Origin of the sequence: Pseudooceanicola sp., from assembly GCF_029213205.1 — a bacterium.
Lineage (GTDB): Bacteria > Pseudomonadota > Alphaproteobacteria > Rhodobacterales > Rhodobacteraceae > Pseudooceanicola.
In genome coordinates, this window is sequence record NZ_JARGNH010000011.1 from 63,617 (window position 1) to 79,661 (window position 16,045).

14 protein-coding genes are annotated in these 16,045 nt (G+C 64.8%); 8 read left to right on the forward strand and 6 right to left on the reverse strand.

The window, feature by feature from the left end:
• The first annotated feature begins 103 nt into the window (after positions 1-103).
• Positions 104-1,345 (forward strand): DUF2254 domain-containing protein, encoded by a 1,242-nt coding sequence (locus P1U48_RS10250; RefSeq protein WP_301068882.1) that lies wholly within the window; start codon positions 104-106, stop codon positions 1,343-1,345.
• Positions 1,346-1,353: 8 nt separating this feature from the next.
• Here the strand turns inward: P1U48_RS10250 and P1U48_RS10255 are convergent, their stop codons facing one another.
• Positions 1,354-1,830 (reverse strand): hypothetical protein, encoded by a 477-nt coding sequence (locus P1U48_RS10255; RefSeq protein WP_301068883.1) that lies wholly within the window; start codon positions 1,828-1,830, stop codon positions 1,354-1,356.
• Positions 1,831-1,962: 132 nt separating this feature from the next.
• Here P1U48_RS10255 and trkA point away from each other — a divergent pair, with 132 nt between their 5' ends.
• The 4 genes from trkA to hflX all read left to right on the forward strand — a co-directional run bounded on the left by trkA (position 1,963) and on the right by hflX (position 6,502).
• Positions 1,963-3,339: a Trk system potassium transporter TrkA gene (gene trkA, locus P1U48_RS10260; protein WP_301068941.1), complete on the forward strand. Its 1,377-nt coding sequence runs from the start codon at positions 1,963-1,965 to the stop codon at positions 3,337-3,339.
• Positions 3,340-3,343: 4 nt separating this feature from the next.
• Entirely contained in the window at positions 3,344-4,861 is a 1,518-nt protein-coding gene (locus P1U48_RS10265) for a potassium transporter TrkG (protein WP_301068884.1), read from the forward strand.
• Positions 4,862-4,991: 130 nt separating this feature from the next.
• Positions 4,992-5,231: an RNA chaperone Hfq gene (gene hfq, locus P1U48_RS10270; protein WP_301068885.1), complete on the forward strand. Its 240-nt coding sequence runs from the start codon at positions 4,992-4,994 to the stop codon at positions 5,229-5,231.
• Positions 5,228-6,502, forward strand: coding sequence for a GTPase HflX (hflX, locus tag P1U48_RS10275; protein WP_301068886.1), 1,275 nt, complete (start codon positions 5,228-5,230; stop codon positions 6,500-6,502). The genes hfq and hflX overlap by 4 nt, the downstream gene beginning before the upstream one ends.
• An 18-nt stretch (positions 6,503-6,520) precedes the next feature.
• On the opposite strand, the gene P1U48_RS10280 is transcribed toward hflX, so the two are convergent.
• Together P1U48_RS10280 and P1U48_RS10285 are read right to left on the reverse strand one after the other, a co-directional pair.
• The gene (locus tag P1U48_RS10280; protein ID WP_301068887.1) at positions 6,521-7,465 is read right to left on the reverse strand and encodes an aldo/keto reductase; all 945 of its coding nucleotides are present in this window, start codon (positions 7,463-7,465) and stop codon (positions 6,521-6,523) included.
• Positions 7,466-7,524: 59 nt separating this feature from the next.
• A complete protein-coding gene (locus tag P1U48_RS10285) occupies positions 7,525-9,999 on the reverse strand; it encodes a penicillin acylase family protein (protein ID WP_301068888.1) in 2,475 nt (824 codons plus the stop codon).
• A 113-nt stretch (positions 10,000-10,112) separates the two neighbouring features.
• Between P1U48_RS10285 and P1U48_RS10290 the strand changes: the two genes are divergently transcribed.
• Complete coding sequence (locus tag P1U48_RS10290; RefSeq protein WP_301068889.1) at positions 10,113-10,985, forward strand: NAD(P)-dependent oxidoreductase; 873 nt, start codon at positions 10,113-10,115, stop codon at positions 10,983-10,985.
• Positions 10,986-11,128: 143 nt separating this feature from the next.
• Positions 11,129-12,049 (forward strand): N-acetyl-gamma-glutamyl-phosphate reductase, encoded by a 921-nt coding sequence (gene argC / locus P1U48_RS10295; RefSeq protein ID WP_301068890.1) that lies wholly within the window; start codon positions 11,129-11,131, stop codon positions 12,047-12,049.
• Positions 12,050-12,127: 78 nt separating this feature from the next.
• Here argC and P1U48_RS10300 read toward each other — a convergent pair whose 3' ends face one another.
• From P1U48_RS10300 to P1U48_RS10310, 3 genes are all read right to left on the reverse strand, one after another.
• Positions 12,128-13,108: a methyltetrahydrofolate cobalamin methyltransferase gene (locus P1U48_RS10300; protein WP_301068891.1), complete on the reverse strand. Its 981-nt coding sequence runs from the start codon at positions 13,106-13,108 to the stop codon at positions 12,128-12,130.
• A gap of 75 nt (positions 13,109-13,183) precedes the next feature.
• Complete coding sequence (locus tag P1U48_RS10305) at positions 13,184-14,134, reverse strand: methylenetetrahydrofolate reductase (protein WP_301068892.1); 951 nt, start codon at positions 14,132-14,134, stop codon at positions 13,184-13,186.
• Positions 14,135-14,160: 26 nt separating this feature from the next.
• Entirely contained in the window at positions 14,161-14,457 is a 297-nt protein-coding gene (locus P1U48_RS10310; protein ID WP_301068893.1) for a virulence factor, read from the reverse strand.
• 388 nt (positions 14,458-14,845) lie between these two features.
• Here P1U48_RS10310 and P1U48_RS10315 point away from each other — a divergent pair, with 388 nt between their 5' ends.
• The gene (locus P1U48_RS10315) at positions 14,846-15,958 is read left to right on the forward strand and encodes a Ppx/GppA phosphatase family protein (protein WP_301068894.1); all 1,113 of its coding nucleotides are present in this window, start codon (positions 14,846-14,848) and stop codon (positions 15,956-15,958) included.
• The last annotated feature ends 87 nt before the right edge of the window (positions 15,959-16,045 follow it).

A 16,045-nucleotide genomic window follows, 5' to 3' on the forward strand; every position in this document is an offset into this window, starting at 1 on the left:
GAAAAACGACCATTCGCGCCGCTGGCGAGCCATGCCTTGTCACTGCGGGACGGCGCTTTCGGCCCGCGCCGCAATCTGATTAGCTGAACAGGAAGGAGAGCCGATGTTCCAGACCCTGATGCGCAAGGCAAACGAGTTTTCCCGCCTGTTGATCGTGCGGGTGTTGCTGATTGCAGTGCTTTCGTTTCTGTCGGTCGCCATCGCCTATGTCTTTTCACCGCTGATCCCTGATGGGATGCATGGGCTGATCGGTGCCGCGGCGGTCGATCGAATCCTGTCAGTCATCGCCAATTCAATGTTGACGGTGACCACCTTTTCGCTGGCGGTCATGGCGGCAACACATCGTTCGGTGTCCGGGATGTGGACGCCGCGTGCGCATCAAATTATGTTGCAGGACACCACCACCCATACCGTCCTTGCCACCTTTATCGGCGCGTATCTTTATGCGCTGAACGCAATTGTCCTGCGCGAAACCGATGTGTTTCGCGAAGACAACCTGGTGGTGCTGTTCGGCATGACGCTGCTGGTGGCGGCAATGATCATTGTCGCCATCATCCGCTGGGTGCGTCATCTTGAGATGTTCGGTTCGCTGATCCAGACCGCGCAGCGTATCGAAGATCAGACCGCCGAAGCCTGGGACCTGCGGATGCGCCGCCCGCGGCTGGGCTGCCAATCTCTGGCCACCGCGGTTCTGCCGGACCAGGTCTATGAGGTCTACGCGCCGCGTTCGGGCTATGTGCAGCAGGTCTATCAGGAGATGTTGGAAAATGCGGCCAAAGAGGCAAATGCCCATATCTGGATCGACGTGCAGATCGGCGCCTTTTATCCAAAAGGCCGGGTGATCGCCCAGACCGACCGTGCCGATCCGGACCTGCATGACATTATCGCGCGCCAGATTGCGATTGGCAGCTTGCGCAATTATCCGCAGGATCCGGCATTCGGGCTGCTCAACCTGTCAGAGATCGCCAGCCGCGCCCTGTCGCCCGGGGTAAATGACCCCGGCACCGCGATAGATTGCATTCAACGCATGGCGCGGGTGATGCATGATACCCAACCCTACGAGATTGAGCCGAGCCGCTTTCAGCGCCTGTTCATGGCGGATTTCGACGCGGGTGGCACCTTGAACCGCATCTTTGGGCCGGTGCTGCGTGACAGCTTGGACGCGGTCGAGGTGACCGACGCGCTTCAGGACGCGCTGTGCTCTCTGGCGACGCATCAGCACGCGGGCCTCGCGGCGGCCGCTGCCGAACTGGGCGGCAAGCTGCGCGCCGGGCTTGCGCCGGACGTGCCGCCGGTATCGGCTGTCTCAGCGCCAAACCCGACGGCGGCACCGTCAACGCCGTAGGGCAGGCCTTATCCCGGCACGATCTGATAATTCTCGCCGCCGCGGCGGATCACACAGGCCTGCGGCGTCAGCTTTGGCAGCACCCGGGTGATTGCCGGTTCAACCGCCTTGCTGATCTGCTCAGAACAGGCGGGCAGGGTGAGGCGCTGATAGCCGCGCTCGGCCATGCACTGGCGGGCGATCAGGCGCCGCAATTCCTCGTTCACGTCGCGGCGGATATGGCGATCCGGCAATTCACGGGCCCGGCCGCCGCGGCAATTCCCGGCGGCATCGCAGATCACCGGCTGCATGATCACACGGCCCGGGATGATATCCAGTTCCATCTCCACCGGCGCCTGTGCCAGGGCGATGCGGCCGCAATCGACCTCGTCCCGGCGCACGTCATCAACACTGACGCCGCTGCGATGGTAGAGCGTATAGGGCAGACACCCCGCCAGCAGGGCGAGCAGGGGAAGGGCCAGCAGGGTGCGTGATTCGGGTCGCATGGCGCCACTGTGCCACGTTGGCGCGGGCTGACAAATCATTTGACCCCTCCGGGGCCGCATGTCATTCACATTGTCTTGGGGCAGGGGCCAAGGTCGGTCCCGGACCGCTGAGGCATCCAATGGGACGGCATGATGAAAGTCATCATCTGCGGTGCGGGCCAGGTCGGCTGGCAGATCGCGCGACATCTTTCCGGTGAAAACAACGATGTGACGGTGGTGGACAACAATCCCGAACTGGTCGCGCGCGCCACGGAAACGCTGGATGTGCAGGGCATTGCCGGGTCAGCCTCCTATCCTGACATTCTCGAACGTGCCGGGGCGCGGGACGCCGACATGATCATCGCCGCGACCTATTCGGACGAGGTCAATATGGTGGTCTGCCAGGTCGCCCATTCGGTGTTTGCGATCCCGCGCAAGATCGCCCGGCTGCGGGCGCAAAGCTATCTCGACGCGATTTATTCCGACCTCTACCGACGTGACCACATGCCGATCGATGTGGTGATCAGCCCCGAACGCGAGGTCGCCGAGGCGGCGCTGCAAAGGCTGTCGGCACCGGCCGCCTTTGACACCGAATCCTTTCTGGAAAAGCGCGCCCAGCTGCTCGGCCTGCATATCGGCGAGGATTGCCCGGTGGTGAACACCCCGCTGCGGCAATTGACCGATCTGTTTTCGACTCTGCGCGCGGTGGTTGTCGGCATTCGTCGCGAGGGCAAACTGTTTGCCCCGGAACCGGGCGATCAGCTGTTTCCCGGCGATGATTGCTATATTTTTGTGGTCAACGAAGACGTGCCCCGCACCCTTGAGGTGTTTGGCAAATCCAGCAAGAAACAGGAACGGGTGGTGATTGTCGGCGGCGGCAATGTCGGGCTGGCGGTGGCCAAGGCGCTTGAGGATCGCACCCAGCGGATCCGCGCCAAGGTGGTGGAAAAAAACCGCAAGAATGCCGAACGCGCCGCCGACGCGCTGGAACGCACCATCGTGTTGCATGGCGACGGGCTCGATTCCGCATTGCTGGCCGAGGCCGGTATCAGCCGGGCCGACGCGATCCTTGCGGTCACCGACGACGACAAGACCAACTTGTTGGCCGCGGTGCGCGCCAAGAGCCTGGGCTGTCCGATGGCGATTGCGTTGATCAACGATCCGACGCTGGTGCCGCTGCTGGGGCCCTTGGGGATCGACGCCTATATCAACCCGCGCGGCACCACCGTCAGTTCGATCCTGCGCCACATCCGCCATGGCCGGGTGCGGGGCGTCTATTCGATCGGCGATGCCGAGGCCGAGGTGATCGAGGCCGAGGTGCTGTCGACCAGCCCGATTTCCGGGCAGTCGATCCGCGAGATCGACTTTCCCGAGGGCGTGCTGATCGGTGCGATCCTCAAGGGCGACAAGGTGATCAAGCCGACCGGCGCCACCCGGATCGAAGAGGGCGATGTGATCGTGATCTTTGCGATGGCCGCCGATGTGCCCGAGGTCGAGCGCCTGTTGCAGGTCTCGATCGACTATTTCTGAACCGATGCTGGAACGCCTTCACGAACAATCGCTGCTGCTGATCCTGTTCGGCCTGGCGGCATTGTCGATGCTGTTGCCGGCCAGCCATGCGCTGATCATCGGCGATCTGGTGGTGGCGCGCAGCTTTTTCTACACCTCCGGCCTGGCGCTTGCGCTGCTGGTGCTGATCGGGCTGGCGCGCGGGCCACGCGGCGCGCGCTCGCATCGCGGCGATCTCGGGGCGCTGATGGCCTTGCTGTCGACCTTTGTGTTGCTGCCGGTGCTGCTGGCGATCCCGTTTTACGACGCGCTGCGCACCACCACCTTTCTCAACGCCTATTTCGAGATGGTTTCCAGCCTGACCACCACCGGCGCAACCCTGTTCGATCCGGCCCGGCTGCCGCCGAGCCTGCATCTGTGGCGGGCCCAGGTCGGCTGGATGGGCGGGTTGCTGATCTGGGTGGCGGCGGCGGCAATCATGGCGCCGCTGTCACTGGGCGGGTTCGAGGTGACGGCGGCGGTGTCGCATAATGTCGGCACCACCAGGCTCGACCGGTTTCTGCGCGCCGGCGCGGTGCGAAGGGTGCAGACCAGCGCGCTGCGGCTGGGGCCGGTCTATGCCGGGCTGACCGCGGCGCTGTGGCTGCTGTTGATCCTGGGCGGTGATGAGCCGCTGGTGGCGCTTTGCCATGCGATGTCGACCCTGGCGACCAGCGGCATTTCACCGATTGGCGGCATTCAATACGCCAATTCCGGGATCGGCGGCGAGATGGTGATCTTTCTGTTCCTGCTGTTCGCGCTGTCGCGGATCACCTTTGCCTCGGACACTGCGGTGGCGCGGCACGGGTTCTGGAAGGACCCGGAATTCCGCATCGGCCTGGCGATTGTCGTCGCGGTGCCGACCCTGATGTTCCTGCGCCATTGGCTGGCCGCACTTGAGGTTTCGGCCGATGGCGATGCAACCATCGGGTTCCGCGCCCTCTGGGGCGGGCTGTTCACGGTGTTGTCGTTCCTGACCACCACCGGGTTCGAGAGCGCCGATTGGGACGCCGCCCAGCGGATGTCGGGGCTGCACACCCCGGGGATGATCCTGATGGGGCTGGCGATGGTCGGCGGCGGCGTCGCCACCACCGCGGGCGGGGTCAAGCTGTTGCGGGTCTTCGCGCTCTACCTGGCGGGCCTGCGTGAGATGGAGCGGCTGGTGCATCCGCATTCGGTGGCCGGATCCGGCAGCCGGACCAGCCGGATTCGCCGGCATGGCGCATTTCAGGCCTGGATTTCCTTCATGCTGTTCGCGATGACCCTGGCCGCAGCAACGGCGATCCTGGCCGGGCTTGGCACCTCGTTCGAGAATTCGATGCTGCTCAGCACCGCCGCCCTGTCGACCACCGGGCCGCTGATCAGCCTGGCCGCCGAAACCCCGGTCGATCTGATCACGCTTGACCCCTGGTCCAAGGGGGTTCTCTGTGCGGTGATGGTGCTGGGGCGGCTGGAACTTCTGGCCATTATCGCGCTTTTGAACCGAAACTTGTGGCGCGACTGACGCAATTCTGCGTCAGCTGATACGGTTGGCGCGGATTGGGTCTGGAAACTCGGTCGCGCGCAACCCATAATCAGCTACACTGCGGGACAGCCGTGCAACGGCGATTTACAAGAACAAAGGCATTTCAAGAATGGCGTCAGATCGACAGAACCTTCAGGATGCATTCCTGAACAACGTCCGAAAATCCAAGGTTCCGGTCACCATATTCCTGATCAACGGCGTCAAGCTGCAGGGCGTGATCACTTGGTTTGACAATTTCTGTGTGCTGCTGCGCCGGGATGGGCAATCGCAACTGGTGTATAAACACGCGATTTCCACCATCATGCCCTCGCAACCGATCAGCCTGTATGAAGGCGAAAGCGAAAATTGACGCCCAATGACCCGGCGCCAACCCGCGCCTGGATCCTGCATCCCGACCTGACCCGAGAAGCGCGCCGCCACGCGCCCGATTACGCCTTGGCCGAAGCGGTTTCGCTCGCCCATGCGCTGCCCGGGCTCGAGGTGGTCGGCTCGGGCATCGTGCGGCTGGCCAAACCGGTGCCCGCCACCCTGTTCGGGTCCGGCAAGATCGAAGAATTGAAGGCGCAGCTTGAGGCCGCCGAGGTCAAGCTGGTGCTGATTGACGGGCTGGTCAGCCCGGTGCAACAGCGCAATCTGGAAAAGAAATGGGGCGTCAAGCTGCTGGACCGGACCGGGCTGATCCTTGAGATCTTTTCGGACCGTGCCCGCACCCGCGAGGGGGTGTTGCAGGTGGAAATGGCGGCGCTCAGCTATCAGCGCACCCGGCTGGTCCGGGCCTGGACCCACCTGGAACGGCAGCGCGGCGGACTTGGTTTTGTCGGCGGCCCCGGTGAAACCCAGATCGAGGCGGACCGCCGCGCGATCGACGAACAGATGACCCGGCTGAAGCGTCAGTTGGAGCGGGTGGTGAAGACCCGCGAGCTGCACCGCGCCGCCCGCGCCAAGGTGCCGTTCCCGATTGTCGCGCTGGTGGGCTATACCAACGCCGGAAAATCCACCCTGTTCAATCGCTTGACCGGCGCCGATGTGCTGGCCAAGGACATGCTTTTTGCCACCCTTGATCCGACGATGCGGCGGCTGCGCCTGCCGGATGGGCCCGAGGTGATCCTCTCTGATACGGTCGGGTTCATCAGCGACCTGCCGACCCAGCTGGTTGCCGCCTTTCGCGCCACGCTGGAAGAGGTGCTAGAGGCCGATCTGGTGCTGCATGTGCGCGATATCTCGCATCCCGAAACCGCCGAACAGGCGCAGGATGTCAACGATATTCTGGCCGACCTGGGGCTGGACGAGGCGGTGCCAGTTCTGGAGATCTGGAACAAGATCGATCTGGTGCCCGAAGAGACCCGGGCCGAGCTGATCGGTCGCGCCGGGCGCGAGGATGACACGCTGGCGCTGTCTGCGATCACCGGGCTGGGGATCGACACCCTGCTGGCGGCGGTGACCGAGAAGCTGAGCCAACAGCGCAGCGCGGCCGATCTGATCCTGCCCTTTGACGCCGGGCGGCAACGCGCCTGGCTCTATGAGCAGAACGTGGTGCTGAGCGAGACCGAGACCGAGGACGGCTGGCAGCTGCGGGTGCATTGGTCGCCGCTGCAAGAAGCGCGGTTCCGCCAGCTTTAGCCGGTCGACGGGCGCGCGTTACCCCGCCGCATCCAGCGTCGCCATGGCACTGTCCGAAAGGGTCAACCCGGCGGCGGCGATCAGGCTGTCAAGCTGGCTGTCGCTGGTGGCCGAGGCGATCGGCGCGGTGACCCCGGGTTTCTGGCGCAGCCAGGCCAGCGCGATCTCCGCGTGTTTGGCGCCAGTTTCCGCCGCGACCAGATCCATGGCGGCCAGGATCTTCAGTCCGCGTTGGTTCAGGAACCGCCCGATGGTGCGCTCGCCGCGCGGGCCTTTCAGATCGGCCTCGACCCGGTATTTTCCCGACAGGAACCCGGCCGCCAGCCCAAAGAACGGGATCACCCCGATGTCATGCCGGATGCAGAACTCGGCCAGCGGCCCCTCATAGACATCGCGGGTGAACAGGTTGTATTCCGGCTGCTGGGCGCCGTAGGGCGTCAATCCCAGGCTGGTGGCGGCCGATTCCGCCGCCTGCATCCGCGCCGCGTCAAAATTCGAGGCGCCGATGCAGCGCAGCTTGCCGGCGGCGATCAGGCGGTCATAGGCGCTGAGGGTTTCCTCATGCGGGGTGGCATCGTCGGGACGATGCGAAAAATAGAGGTCGATCCGGTCGGTTTGCAGCCGTTTCAATGAATGCTCGACTTCGGTCTCGATCCATTTTGCCGACAGGCCCTGTCCGTCGGGCATCGGCCCGCCGACCTTGGTGATCAGCTGCACCTTGTCGCGCTGGCCGGGATTGGCGGCGAACCATTGGCCCAGCACGATCTCGCTCTCACCTCCCGAGTGGCCCTCGACCCAGCGGTTATAGACATCGGCGGTGTCGAGGGTGGTGATCCCGGCCTCGACCATCCGGTCCAGCAAATGATGCGAGGTGGCGGTATCCGTGGTCCAGTCAAAGACATTGCAGCCAAAGACCACGGGCGAAATCATCAGGCCGGTGCGGCCAAGTCTTACAGGTTCCATGCGGTGTCTCCCTGGCGCGGTTTTGGCAAGCCTAGCGCGGGGGCCGGAAATGAAAAGCCTCAGTTGCGCGGAATCAGCCGGGTGACGCCAACGGCGGCGGCGCGGGCCAGGTCCTGATCCAGCGACATCGGGATATACTCGCCGCGCCGCCAGAGCTGTGCCAGATCGTCGTAATGGCGCGACAGGAAATGCCCGGACTGGCCGGTCGAGATCACAAAGACCGAGGAATCCGGATCGGCGAAGTCATAGACGCCGCGATAGCCCGCCGCATGCACATTGAGAAACGCATCGGCGCCAAAGCCGCCACGGGTGGCGCCGCGCATCAGGGTGTTGTCGCCGCCGCTGGTCGATTGCCGGATATTGACGAAATAGCGCAAGAGCGGCACCTTGCCCAAGGTCTGGTGATCCTGGGCCGCCTGATGGGCGTCGCCCCAGCGCAGCGAATCCAGCGCCGTGCCCCAGGTGCTGGTGATCCAGACCAGCGCATCGTCCAGCGCCAGCCGGGCGATATCGGTGCAGGTCTCGATCGGGGTCGACTGGCGCACGTCGCACCAGATCGAGGCGCCGTCAATGTCGCGGTAGACCCGTTCGATGAACAGCGGCTCGACCTGGGTGTATTCAGCCGCCAACGGCCCCAGATCGTCCTGGATCAGCCGCGCCTGCAGGGCGCGCAGCCAGGCGGCATAGATCAGCGGCTCGGGCAGATGTTCATTCATCTCGCCGTTCCAGTCGGCCAGCAGGTTCAGCGCATGCTGGCGCAGCCGCTCCGGCGTGCCCTCGGGGGCCGCCTCGCCGGTGAACCACAGATCCTTGCCGATCAGTGGCAGCAGCGAGCGGGCGGTATAGGACACGGTGTCCAGCTGCGCTTCGATGAAACTGTCGCGGGTGTGGACCTGGCGGGTGCCAAGCAGCCGTTGCAGGCGGTGAATGCGCTGGCTGTCGCCCCAATCATAAGACACATGCTGGGGAAAGGGCCGGTCCAGCAGCTTGTTGTTGGTATTGGCCAGCAAACCGCCGCTGGGATCGACAAATTCCGGGTTCGACAGATAGGGCAGCATCCCCCGCCAGCGGTTTTGAGCCAGCCAGCCACGGGCTGGCATCCGGCCCATGGTTTCATGGTCGACATTGCGGCGCGGCATCGCGCCGATGGATTTCATCGCGATCCCTTCGGCATCGACCAGCACCAGGTTCTGCGCCGGGGCGATATAGTCAGCCATCGCCGCGATCGCGGCCTTGCGATCCGGCGCCTGCATCAGCTTCAGCCCGGCGGCGAGGCTGGTGTCAGCCGCGCTGAGCGCGGTCCAGGCGAGCGCGGCCACATGCCCCGGCGGGGTGATGTCGGCGAGGCGGTAATCGGCGCCCGACAGCACCGGGCCATTGTCGGTCCAAAGCAGCCGCAGAGTGACCGAGGTCTGGTCCTTGACCGTCACGATGGAATCGCGGGTGACGAATTTCTTCCAGCCATCCGGGGTGCGGTACTGTTCGGGATCCTCGGGGTTGACCTGTTCGATCACCACATCCTGATCGTCGAGATAGGACGAGGTCAGCCCCCAGCCGAGCTTGGCACTGCGCCCGACCAGCACCACCGGCATGCCGGGAATGGTGCCGCCGATCACCCCGCCGTTGGCCAGTTCCAACCGCGCCAGATACCAGATCGCCGGGGCGCTGAGCCCGAGATGCGGATCATTGGCCAACAGGGTGCCACCGGTGGCCGAGCGGGTCGATCCGGCGGCAAAGGCGTTGGAGGCGCCGGCCAGCTCGATCGGCATCACCGGCGACAGCGGGATGTGTGGCGCCGGGGCAGCGGCGGCAAACTGGCGTTCGGCCAGCGCCGGGAACAGCGCCGCATAGGCAGGCAGGGCGGCAATGCCCTTGCCCGGCGCATCGGGCAGGATATCAATGATCCGATCCGGATCCGGCAGCGCCAGCGAGGTCCGGGCGCGGCGCACTTCACGCGCCAGTTGCCCGCTCAATTGCAGCGACATCAGCTTGACCATCGCCAGCGAATCCGCGGGTTGCCAGGGCGAGATCGGCGCGTTGAACAGGAACATCTCGGGCGCGCCCCGGCCCAGGGCGCCCTCATTCACCTCGTCCAGCCGGGCATTGACGCCATCGGCATAGGCCTGCAGTGCGGTCAGGGTTTCCGGGTCCTGCGCATCGACCGAGCGCCGCGCCAGTGCGTAGAGGTCGAGCCGCCGCACCAGCTTGTCGATCGCCAGGGTGCGCAGGCCGAATACCTCGGACAGCCGACCCTGGGCGGTGCGGCGCATGGTGATCATTTGCCAGAGCCGGTCCTGAGCATGGGCATAGCCAAGCCCGAAAAAGACATCAGCATCGCTGGCGCCAAATATATGCGGCACATTGGCGTGATCGCGCAGGATCTCGACCTCGCCGGTGAGGCCGCTGACCTGCAGGGTCTTGTTGTAATCGGGCAGCGAACGCGAGGCGAGATAATAGACCGTCGCAACCCCGACCACCGCGACCACCACCATCGCCGCTGCGAGTCTGAGCAACCACCGGAAAACGATTTGCATGTCTGGGCCGGTCCTCTTGCTGGTTCTGTCTGCGTCGCCTGAAGCCTCGGCCCTTGCCAATCTGCCGCCGGGCCGACATGACTCCTATGGTATCTCGGGGAAAGGGGAAAGCCATGGTCAAGGTCGCATTTATCGGGTTGGGGGTGATGGGCTTTCCCATGGCCGGGCATCTGGCCACTGCGGGGCATGCGGTGACGGTGTTCAATCGCAATGCTGCCAAGGCCAAGGATTGGCTGGGCCAGCACCAGGGCGCGGCGGCGGCAACGCCGCGAGACGCGGCGGTGGATGCGGATTTCGTGATGACCTGCGTCGGCAATGACGATGATTTGCGCGCCGTCTGCCTGGGCGCAGACGGTGCTTTTGCCGGTATGAAACCCGGCGCGGTGCTGGTCGATCACACCACGGTTTCCGCTCAGGTCACCGCCGAGCTGAACGCGGCGGCCAGGGCGGCAGGGCTTGGCTTTGTCGATGCGCCGATCTCGGGCGGGCAGGCGGGCGCGGAAAACGGCGCGTTGTCGGTGATGTGCGGCGGCAGCGCGGCCGATTACGCCGCCGCGGAGCCGGTGATTGCCGCCTATGCCAAGATCTGCCGCCGCCTGGGCGACAGCGGTGCCGGGCAATTGACCAAGATGTGCAACCAGATCGCCATTGCCGGGCTGGTGCAGGCGCTGTCTGAGGCGTTGCACTTTGCCGATAAAGCCGGGCTCGACGGTGCTGCCGTGGTCGAGGTGATCTCGCAGGGCGCGGCGGGCAGTTGGCAAATGTCGAACCGCTATCAGACGATGCTGGCGGATGCCTTCGAACATGGCTTTGCGGTGGATTGGATGCGCAAGGATCTGGGCATTTGCCTGGACGCCGGCGATGAGATCGGCGCCAGCCTGCCGGTCACCGCGCTGGTTGATCAATTCTACAAGGATGTGCAGCGGATGGGCGGCGGGCGATGGGACACATCGAGCCTGATCAAGCGGTTGACGGTGCTGGGCTGAGCCGCGCCGTTCTTGCCCGGCGGCGGGCGCTGCGTTGCCCGCAGGTGCCTCCGGCGGGAATATTTTTGGCAAGATGAAGCCGGTCGTTGACGTAGGCCCGGCGACAGTGTTGAACGGCGGCGCGCAGCCGGGGAGAACGAGCCATGGCCCATAAGGTATTCATTGACGGTGAGGTCGGGACCACCGGCCTGCAGATCCGCGAGCGGCTGGAAGTCCGCCGCGATATCACCCTGATCAGCCTGGCCGAGGACCGTCGCAAGGACGTCGCGGCGCGGGCCGATGCGGCGCGCGAAGCCGATGTGGCGATCCTGTGCCTGCCGGATGCGGCGGCCAAGGACCTGGTGGCGGCGCTGGGGCCGGATGAGGGCCGGTTGATCGACGCCTCGACCGCGCATCGGGTCAATCCCGATTGGGTGTTTGGTTTCGCCGAAATGGCCGCTGGCCAACGGGCGGCGCTGCAACAGGCCCGCCGGGTGTCGAACCCTGGCTGCTGGTCGACCTGTGGCATCGCGCTGATCCGGCCGCTGGTCGAAGCCGGGCTGATCGACCCCGCCAGCGCCCCGGCGGTGTCGGGCGTTTCCGGCTATAGCGGCGGCGGTAAGGCGATGATCGCGGAATATGAGAGCGGCACGGTCACCGGATCGTTCCTCTATGGCGCCTCGCAAGCCCACAAGCATTTGCCGGAGATGACCAAATACGGGCTGCTCGACGTCGCGCCGGTGTTCGTGCCCTCGGTCGGCGCCTATGCCCAGGGCATGGCGGTGGCGGTGCATCTCGGGGGGATGGGGCCGAAGGGCCTGGCCGAAGCAGAGGCGGCGTTGCGCGCGGCCTATGCGGGCGAGCAATTCGTCGCGGTGGTCGAGGCCTCGGTGCATGAGCCACGGGTGATGCCGCAGCGGTTGAACGGCAGCAATCGGCTGGAATTGTCCGTGCATGGCGACGCCGCCAGCGGCGCGGTGACGCTGATTGCGGTGCTCGACAACCTCGGCAAGGGGGCCTCGGGCGCGGCGGTGCAGAACATGAACCTGATGCTCGGGATCGACGAAGCCGCCGGTCTGGTCTGATCCAAGATCGCGAGGACAAGGCAAAACGCCGGGCGGTTGCGCCCGGCGTTCTTGTTGGATCTCGCGCCGCTGGCGGTGTCAGCCGCGCCGACGGCGACGACCACCGCGACCGCCACCAGCCTCGGCGGCGGCGCGGGCGGCGTCGGGGAAACTGGCGCCCTCGGCCACCGCATCGATGATCCGCGAAAACGCGATCCAGGCGCTGCCGTTCGGGTCGTGGTTCATCAGCACATTGGCGGCCTTGATCGCCTCCATCTCGACCTGACGCACCGGGTTCATGATCGCCGAGGTCATCCCGGCGCCAATCGCCATCGGCAGGAAGGCGGCGTTGATCCCGTGCCGGTGCGGCATCCCGAATGAGACGTTGGAGGCACCGCAGGTGGTGTTCACCCCGAGCTCGTCGCGCAGCCGCCGCACCAGGGCAAAGACCTGCTGCCCGGCGCTGGCCATCGCGCCGATCGGCATCACCAGCGGATCGACCACGATGTCATGCGCCGGAATGCCGAAATCGGCAGCGCGTTCGACGATCCGCTTGGCGACGGAGAAACGCACATCCGGATCCTCGGAAATCCCGGTGTCGTCGTTGGAAATCGCCACCACCGGCACGTTGTATTTCTTGACCAGCGGCAGCACCAGCTCCAGCCGTTCCTCTTCGCCGGTGACCGAGTTCAGCAAGGGGCGCCCCTCGGCGGCTTCCAGCCCGGCCTCAAGCGCGCCGGGGACCGAGCTGTCGATGCAGAGTGGCACATCGACAATGGCCTGCACCCGGGCGATCAATTCGCGCATCAAGGGCGGTTCGACAAAGTTGTTGTCGGCATAGCGCGGGTCGGCGGCCATCCGATTGGTGAACACCGCGCCAGAATTCACATCCAGCACCATCGCGCCACAGGCCACCTGCTCCAGCGCGTCGCGCTCGACGGTGGAAAAATCGCCCTGTTCCAGCTCTGCCGCCAGTTTCTTGCGCCCGGTCGGGTTGATCCGTTCGCCGATCACGCAAAACGGTTCGTCAAAGCCGATCACAACAGTCTTGGTTTTGCTTTCCAGCACGGTGCGGGTCATTGTCTTCCCTTTGGTTGTTTGCGGGCCCCTGGGGCCGGTCGTTTGGGTCGGGCGACCCGGGGTCCGGGCCGTTGTTCAGCGGGCGACAGCGGCAGCTGGCCCCCGGGTCGCGCCGCTGTGCCGTGTCAGCCACTGTGCGGCGGGGGCGATTCCACCCAGCGGAAACATATGTGTCCCGGCAATCAGGCTGTCGGGATGGCTGGCGCGGTAGGTGGCCAGGTCGGTCAGCACTTCGGTCGGCTCATAGGGCAGAACCAGCTTGGTGACGTCCATCGCGCGCTTTTGCAACACCTTAAGCGAGGGGCCGACGCCACAGGCGATGGCGAATTTGATCAGGGTCTGCAACTTGGCCGGACCGGCGATGCCGACATGGATCGGCAGGCTGATCCCGGCGGCCTGCAGCTTTTCCGCCCAGGCGATGACCGGGGCGGCGGCAAAGGCGAACTGGGTGGCAATCGCCATGCTTGCATCGGTGCGTGCCGAAAACGCCTGTTTCCAGCGCAGCGCCGCCATCACCCCGGACTCGCCGCCATCAGGGTCAATGTCGCGGTTGCCTTCGGGGTGGCCTGCGACATGCAGATCGGTGAAGCCGGCCCGGTCGAACAGCCCGGTTTCCAGCAATTGCATCGAATTGTCGAACTCACCACGCGGCTGCGCGATGCCACCAGCGAGCAGCAGCGCCTGGGTGATCCCGGCCTCGCCCTGATAGCGGGCGATCCAATCGGTGAGGGTCGCAAGGTCGGGGATCGAGCGGGCGGCGAAATGCGGCATCACCGCAAAGCCCTGCGCCGCGATCCGTTTGGCGGTGGCGACCATATCCTCGATTGGGGTGCCGTCGATATGGGCGATATAGACCCGTGTGCCAGCCGGCAGCAGGGCGCGGAAATCCTCGATCTTGTCGGCGGTGCGCGGCATCACCTCGATCGAATACCCCGCCAGAATCGCGTTGAGACTGCCTGAGCCGGTAGTGTCGGAATGCGGAGTCTGGCGCGGTGCACCCGCGCGGCGAAAGTTCAAAAGGGCCATCAATATTTCCCTCACACGACAGGCGATCAGGCCCATCCGTCGTTGCCGATCAGCGCCTTGAGGCGGTCCTGATCATAAACGGAGTCAAGCCGGTCGGCCGTGATCCGCGCGATATCCGAAGGCGTGCCCTCGGCGGGATCTGTGGGTTTCTTGTGCCATTCCGCCAGATAGGCGTCGGTGCCTGCGGCGCCCGATTTCATCGCAGCCCGGTCGATGGCCTGCTCAAATCGTTCGGGCAATTGCACCTTGGCGCTGCGCCGGCCCCTGCCGACGATCACCTGTGCCGGGATATCCCGCCAATAGACAATCGTAACCTCTGGCATCGGCTGTAACCCTCACATGTCCTGCCCCTGAATAGCGGAGCGCGTCGCATCGCTTTGCATCGTTTTCGACATCGCGCAGGTGAAGAGCGACCATCAGTCCCCGGCGTGTCGTCCCACCGGTCATACAAAGCCTGCGACGGCGCGGCCAGTGCCTCGAATCGGAGGATTGTTCAGCATGTTTATGAGGCAGAACCGGCGGCCCGGGCCCGTCTTGCACCGTGTCTGGCGCCTCTGAGTGGTGGCCGGTGCCGGGACACAGCGGCGCGCTCGACGATTGATTTAAGGCGATGACACACAACCAGAAAGAGAACGGCGAGCCTGCGAGCCCCTTGATAAAAGACAGCGTGACAGTTACCTTTGAAGCAACTCGAAATGGAGGGCGTGTATCATGGCGCCCAAGCGTCCGAATGGTGCGGGCGCGTTCCCGAAACCGGTAGATAGCCCCGCACTGAAACAGCCCGATCCCTCGGCGCTTTATGCCGCTTTGGATCTGGGCACCAATGCCTGTCGCATGCTGATTGCCCAACCCAAGGGCAGTCAGTTTCATGTCGTGGATAGCTTTTCCAAATCTGTGCAACTGGGGGCCGGGCTGGAACGATCCGGCCGGTTGGGACGCGCGTCAATGACCCGGGCCCTGCAAGCGGTGCGGGTCTGTCGCCAGAAACTGGACCGGCATGGCGTCACCCGGATGCGGCTGGTCGCGACCGAGGCCTGCCGCCGCGCGGTCAATGCCAAGGGCTTCCTCAAGGATGTCGAACGCGAAACCGGGCTGGTGCTGGATATCATCGAACCCGAGGAAGAGGCGCGGCTGGCGGTTGTGTCCTGCGCGCCCCTGGTGTCGACCCGCACCGAACAATTGCTGGTCGTCGATATCGGCGGTGGCTCGACCGAACTGGTCTGGATCGACCTCTCAAGCGTGCCGAAACAGGAACGCCCCCGGGCGATCATGCGGCTGCACGCCGGGTTTCATCCACAGGCCAGCCCGTTTCCCGCCGCCAAGGTGGTCGACTGGATCTCGGTTCCGCTGGGGGTGGCGACGCTGCGCGATCAGTTTCGCGATGTCGAAAACGACGCGGCACGCTTTGCCCTGATGTCCTGGTTTTTCGAGGAAAACCTGGCCGAATTCGCCCCCTACAAGGATGAACAGACCCGCGCCGGCTTTCAGATCGTCGGCACCAGCGGCACCGTCACCACCGTGGCAGCCAGTCATCTGGGACTGAAACGCTATGATCGCACCAAGGTTGACGGGCTCCGGATGACCAGCGATCAGATCGACACGGTGATCCGCGGTTATCTGACCCTTGGCCCCGAGGGGCGGCGGCGCGATCCGCGCATTGGTCAGGACCGGCAGGCGCTGATCATGTCGGGCAGCGCCATTCTGCAGGCGCTGCTGCGCTGCTGGCCGACCGATCAGCTTTCGGTGGCCGACCGGGGCCTGCGCGAGGGGCTGCTCTATGCGCAGATGAGCGCCGACGGGGTGCTTGAGGACGGGCCGTTCTAGGCGGCGCGCGGTGGCGCGACAGTGAAATCCTACTAGCCGCCGCGTGTCAGGCTTTTGTATTGCCCGGCAAATGCGTATATCGACCCT

Excerpts from the sequence above, each read along its gene's own strand:
- P1U48_RS10315 (WP_301068894.1), top strand. The coding sequence starts at position 14,846 with ATGGCGCCCAAGCGTCCGAATGGTGCGGGCGCGTTCCCGAAACCGGTA.
- P1U48_RS10285 (WP_301068888.1), bottom strand. The coding sequence starts at position 9,999 with ATGCAAATCGTTTTCCGGTGGTTGCTCAGACTCGCAGCGGCGATGGTG.
- P1U48_RS10255 (WP_301068883.1), bottom strand. The coding sequence starts at position 1,830 with ATGCGACCCGAATCACGCACCCTGCTGGCCCTTCCCCTGCTCGCCCTG.
- argC (WP_301068890.1), top strand. The coding sequence starts at position 11,129 with ATGGCCCATAAGGTATTCATTGACGGTGAGGTCGGGACCACCGGCCTG.
- trkA (WP_301068941.1), top strand. The coding sequence starts at position 1,963 with ATGAAAGTCATCATCTGCGGTGCGGGCCAGGTCGGCTGGCAGATCGCG.
- P1U48_RS10310 (WP_301068893.1), bottom strand. The coding sequence starts at position 14,457 with ATGCCAGAGGTTACGATTGTCTATTGGCGGGATATCCCGGCACAGGTG.
- P1U48_RS10265 (WP_301068884.1), top strand. The coding sequence starts at position 3,344 with ATGCTGGAACGCCTTCACGAACAATCGCTGCTGCTGATCCTGTTCGGC.
- P1U48_RS10290 (WP_301068889.1), top strand. The coding sequence starts at position 10,113 with ATGGTCAAGGTCGCATTTATCGGGTTGGGGGTGATGGGCTTTCCCATG.
- P1U48_RS10305 (WP_301068892.1), bottom strand. The coding sequence starts at position 14,134 with ATGGCCCTTTTGAACTTTCGCCGCGCGGGTGCACCGCGCCAGACTCCG.
- P1U48_RS10280 (WP_301068887.1), bottom strand. The coding sequence starts at position 7,465 with ATGGAACCTGTAAGACTTGGCCGCACCGGCCTGATGATTTCGCCCGTG.
- P1U48_RS10250 (WP_301068882.1), top strand. The coding sequence starts at position 104 with ATGTTCCAGACCCTGATGCGCAAGGCAAACGAGTTTTCCCGCCTGTTG.
- hfq (WP_301068885.1), top strand. The coding sequence starts at position 4,992 with ATGGCGTCAGATCGACAGAACCTTCAGGATGCATTCCTGAACAACGTC.
- P1U48_RS10300 (WP_301068891.1), bottom strand. The coding sequence starts at position 13,108 with ATGACCCGCACCGTGCTGGAAAGCAAAACCAAGACTGTTGTGATCGGC.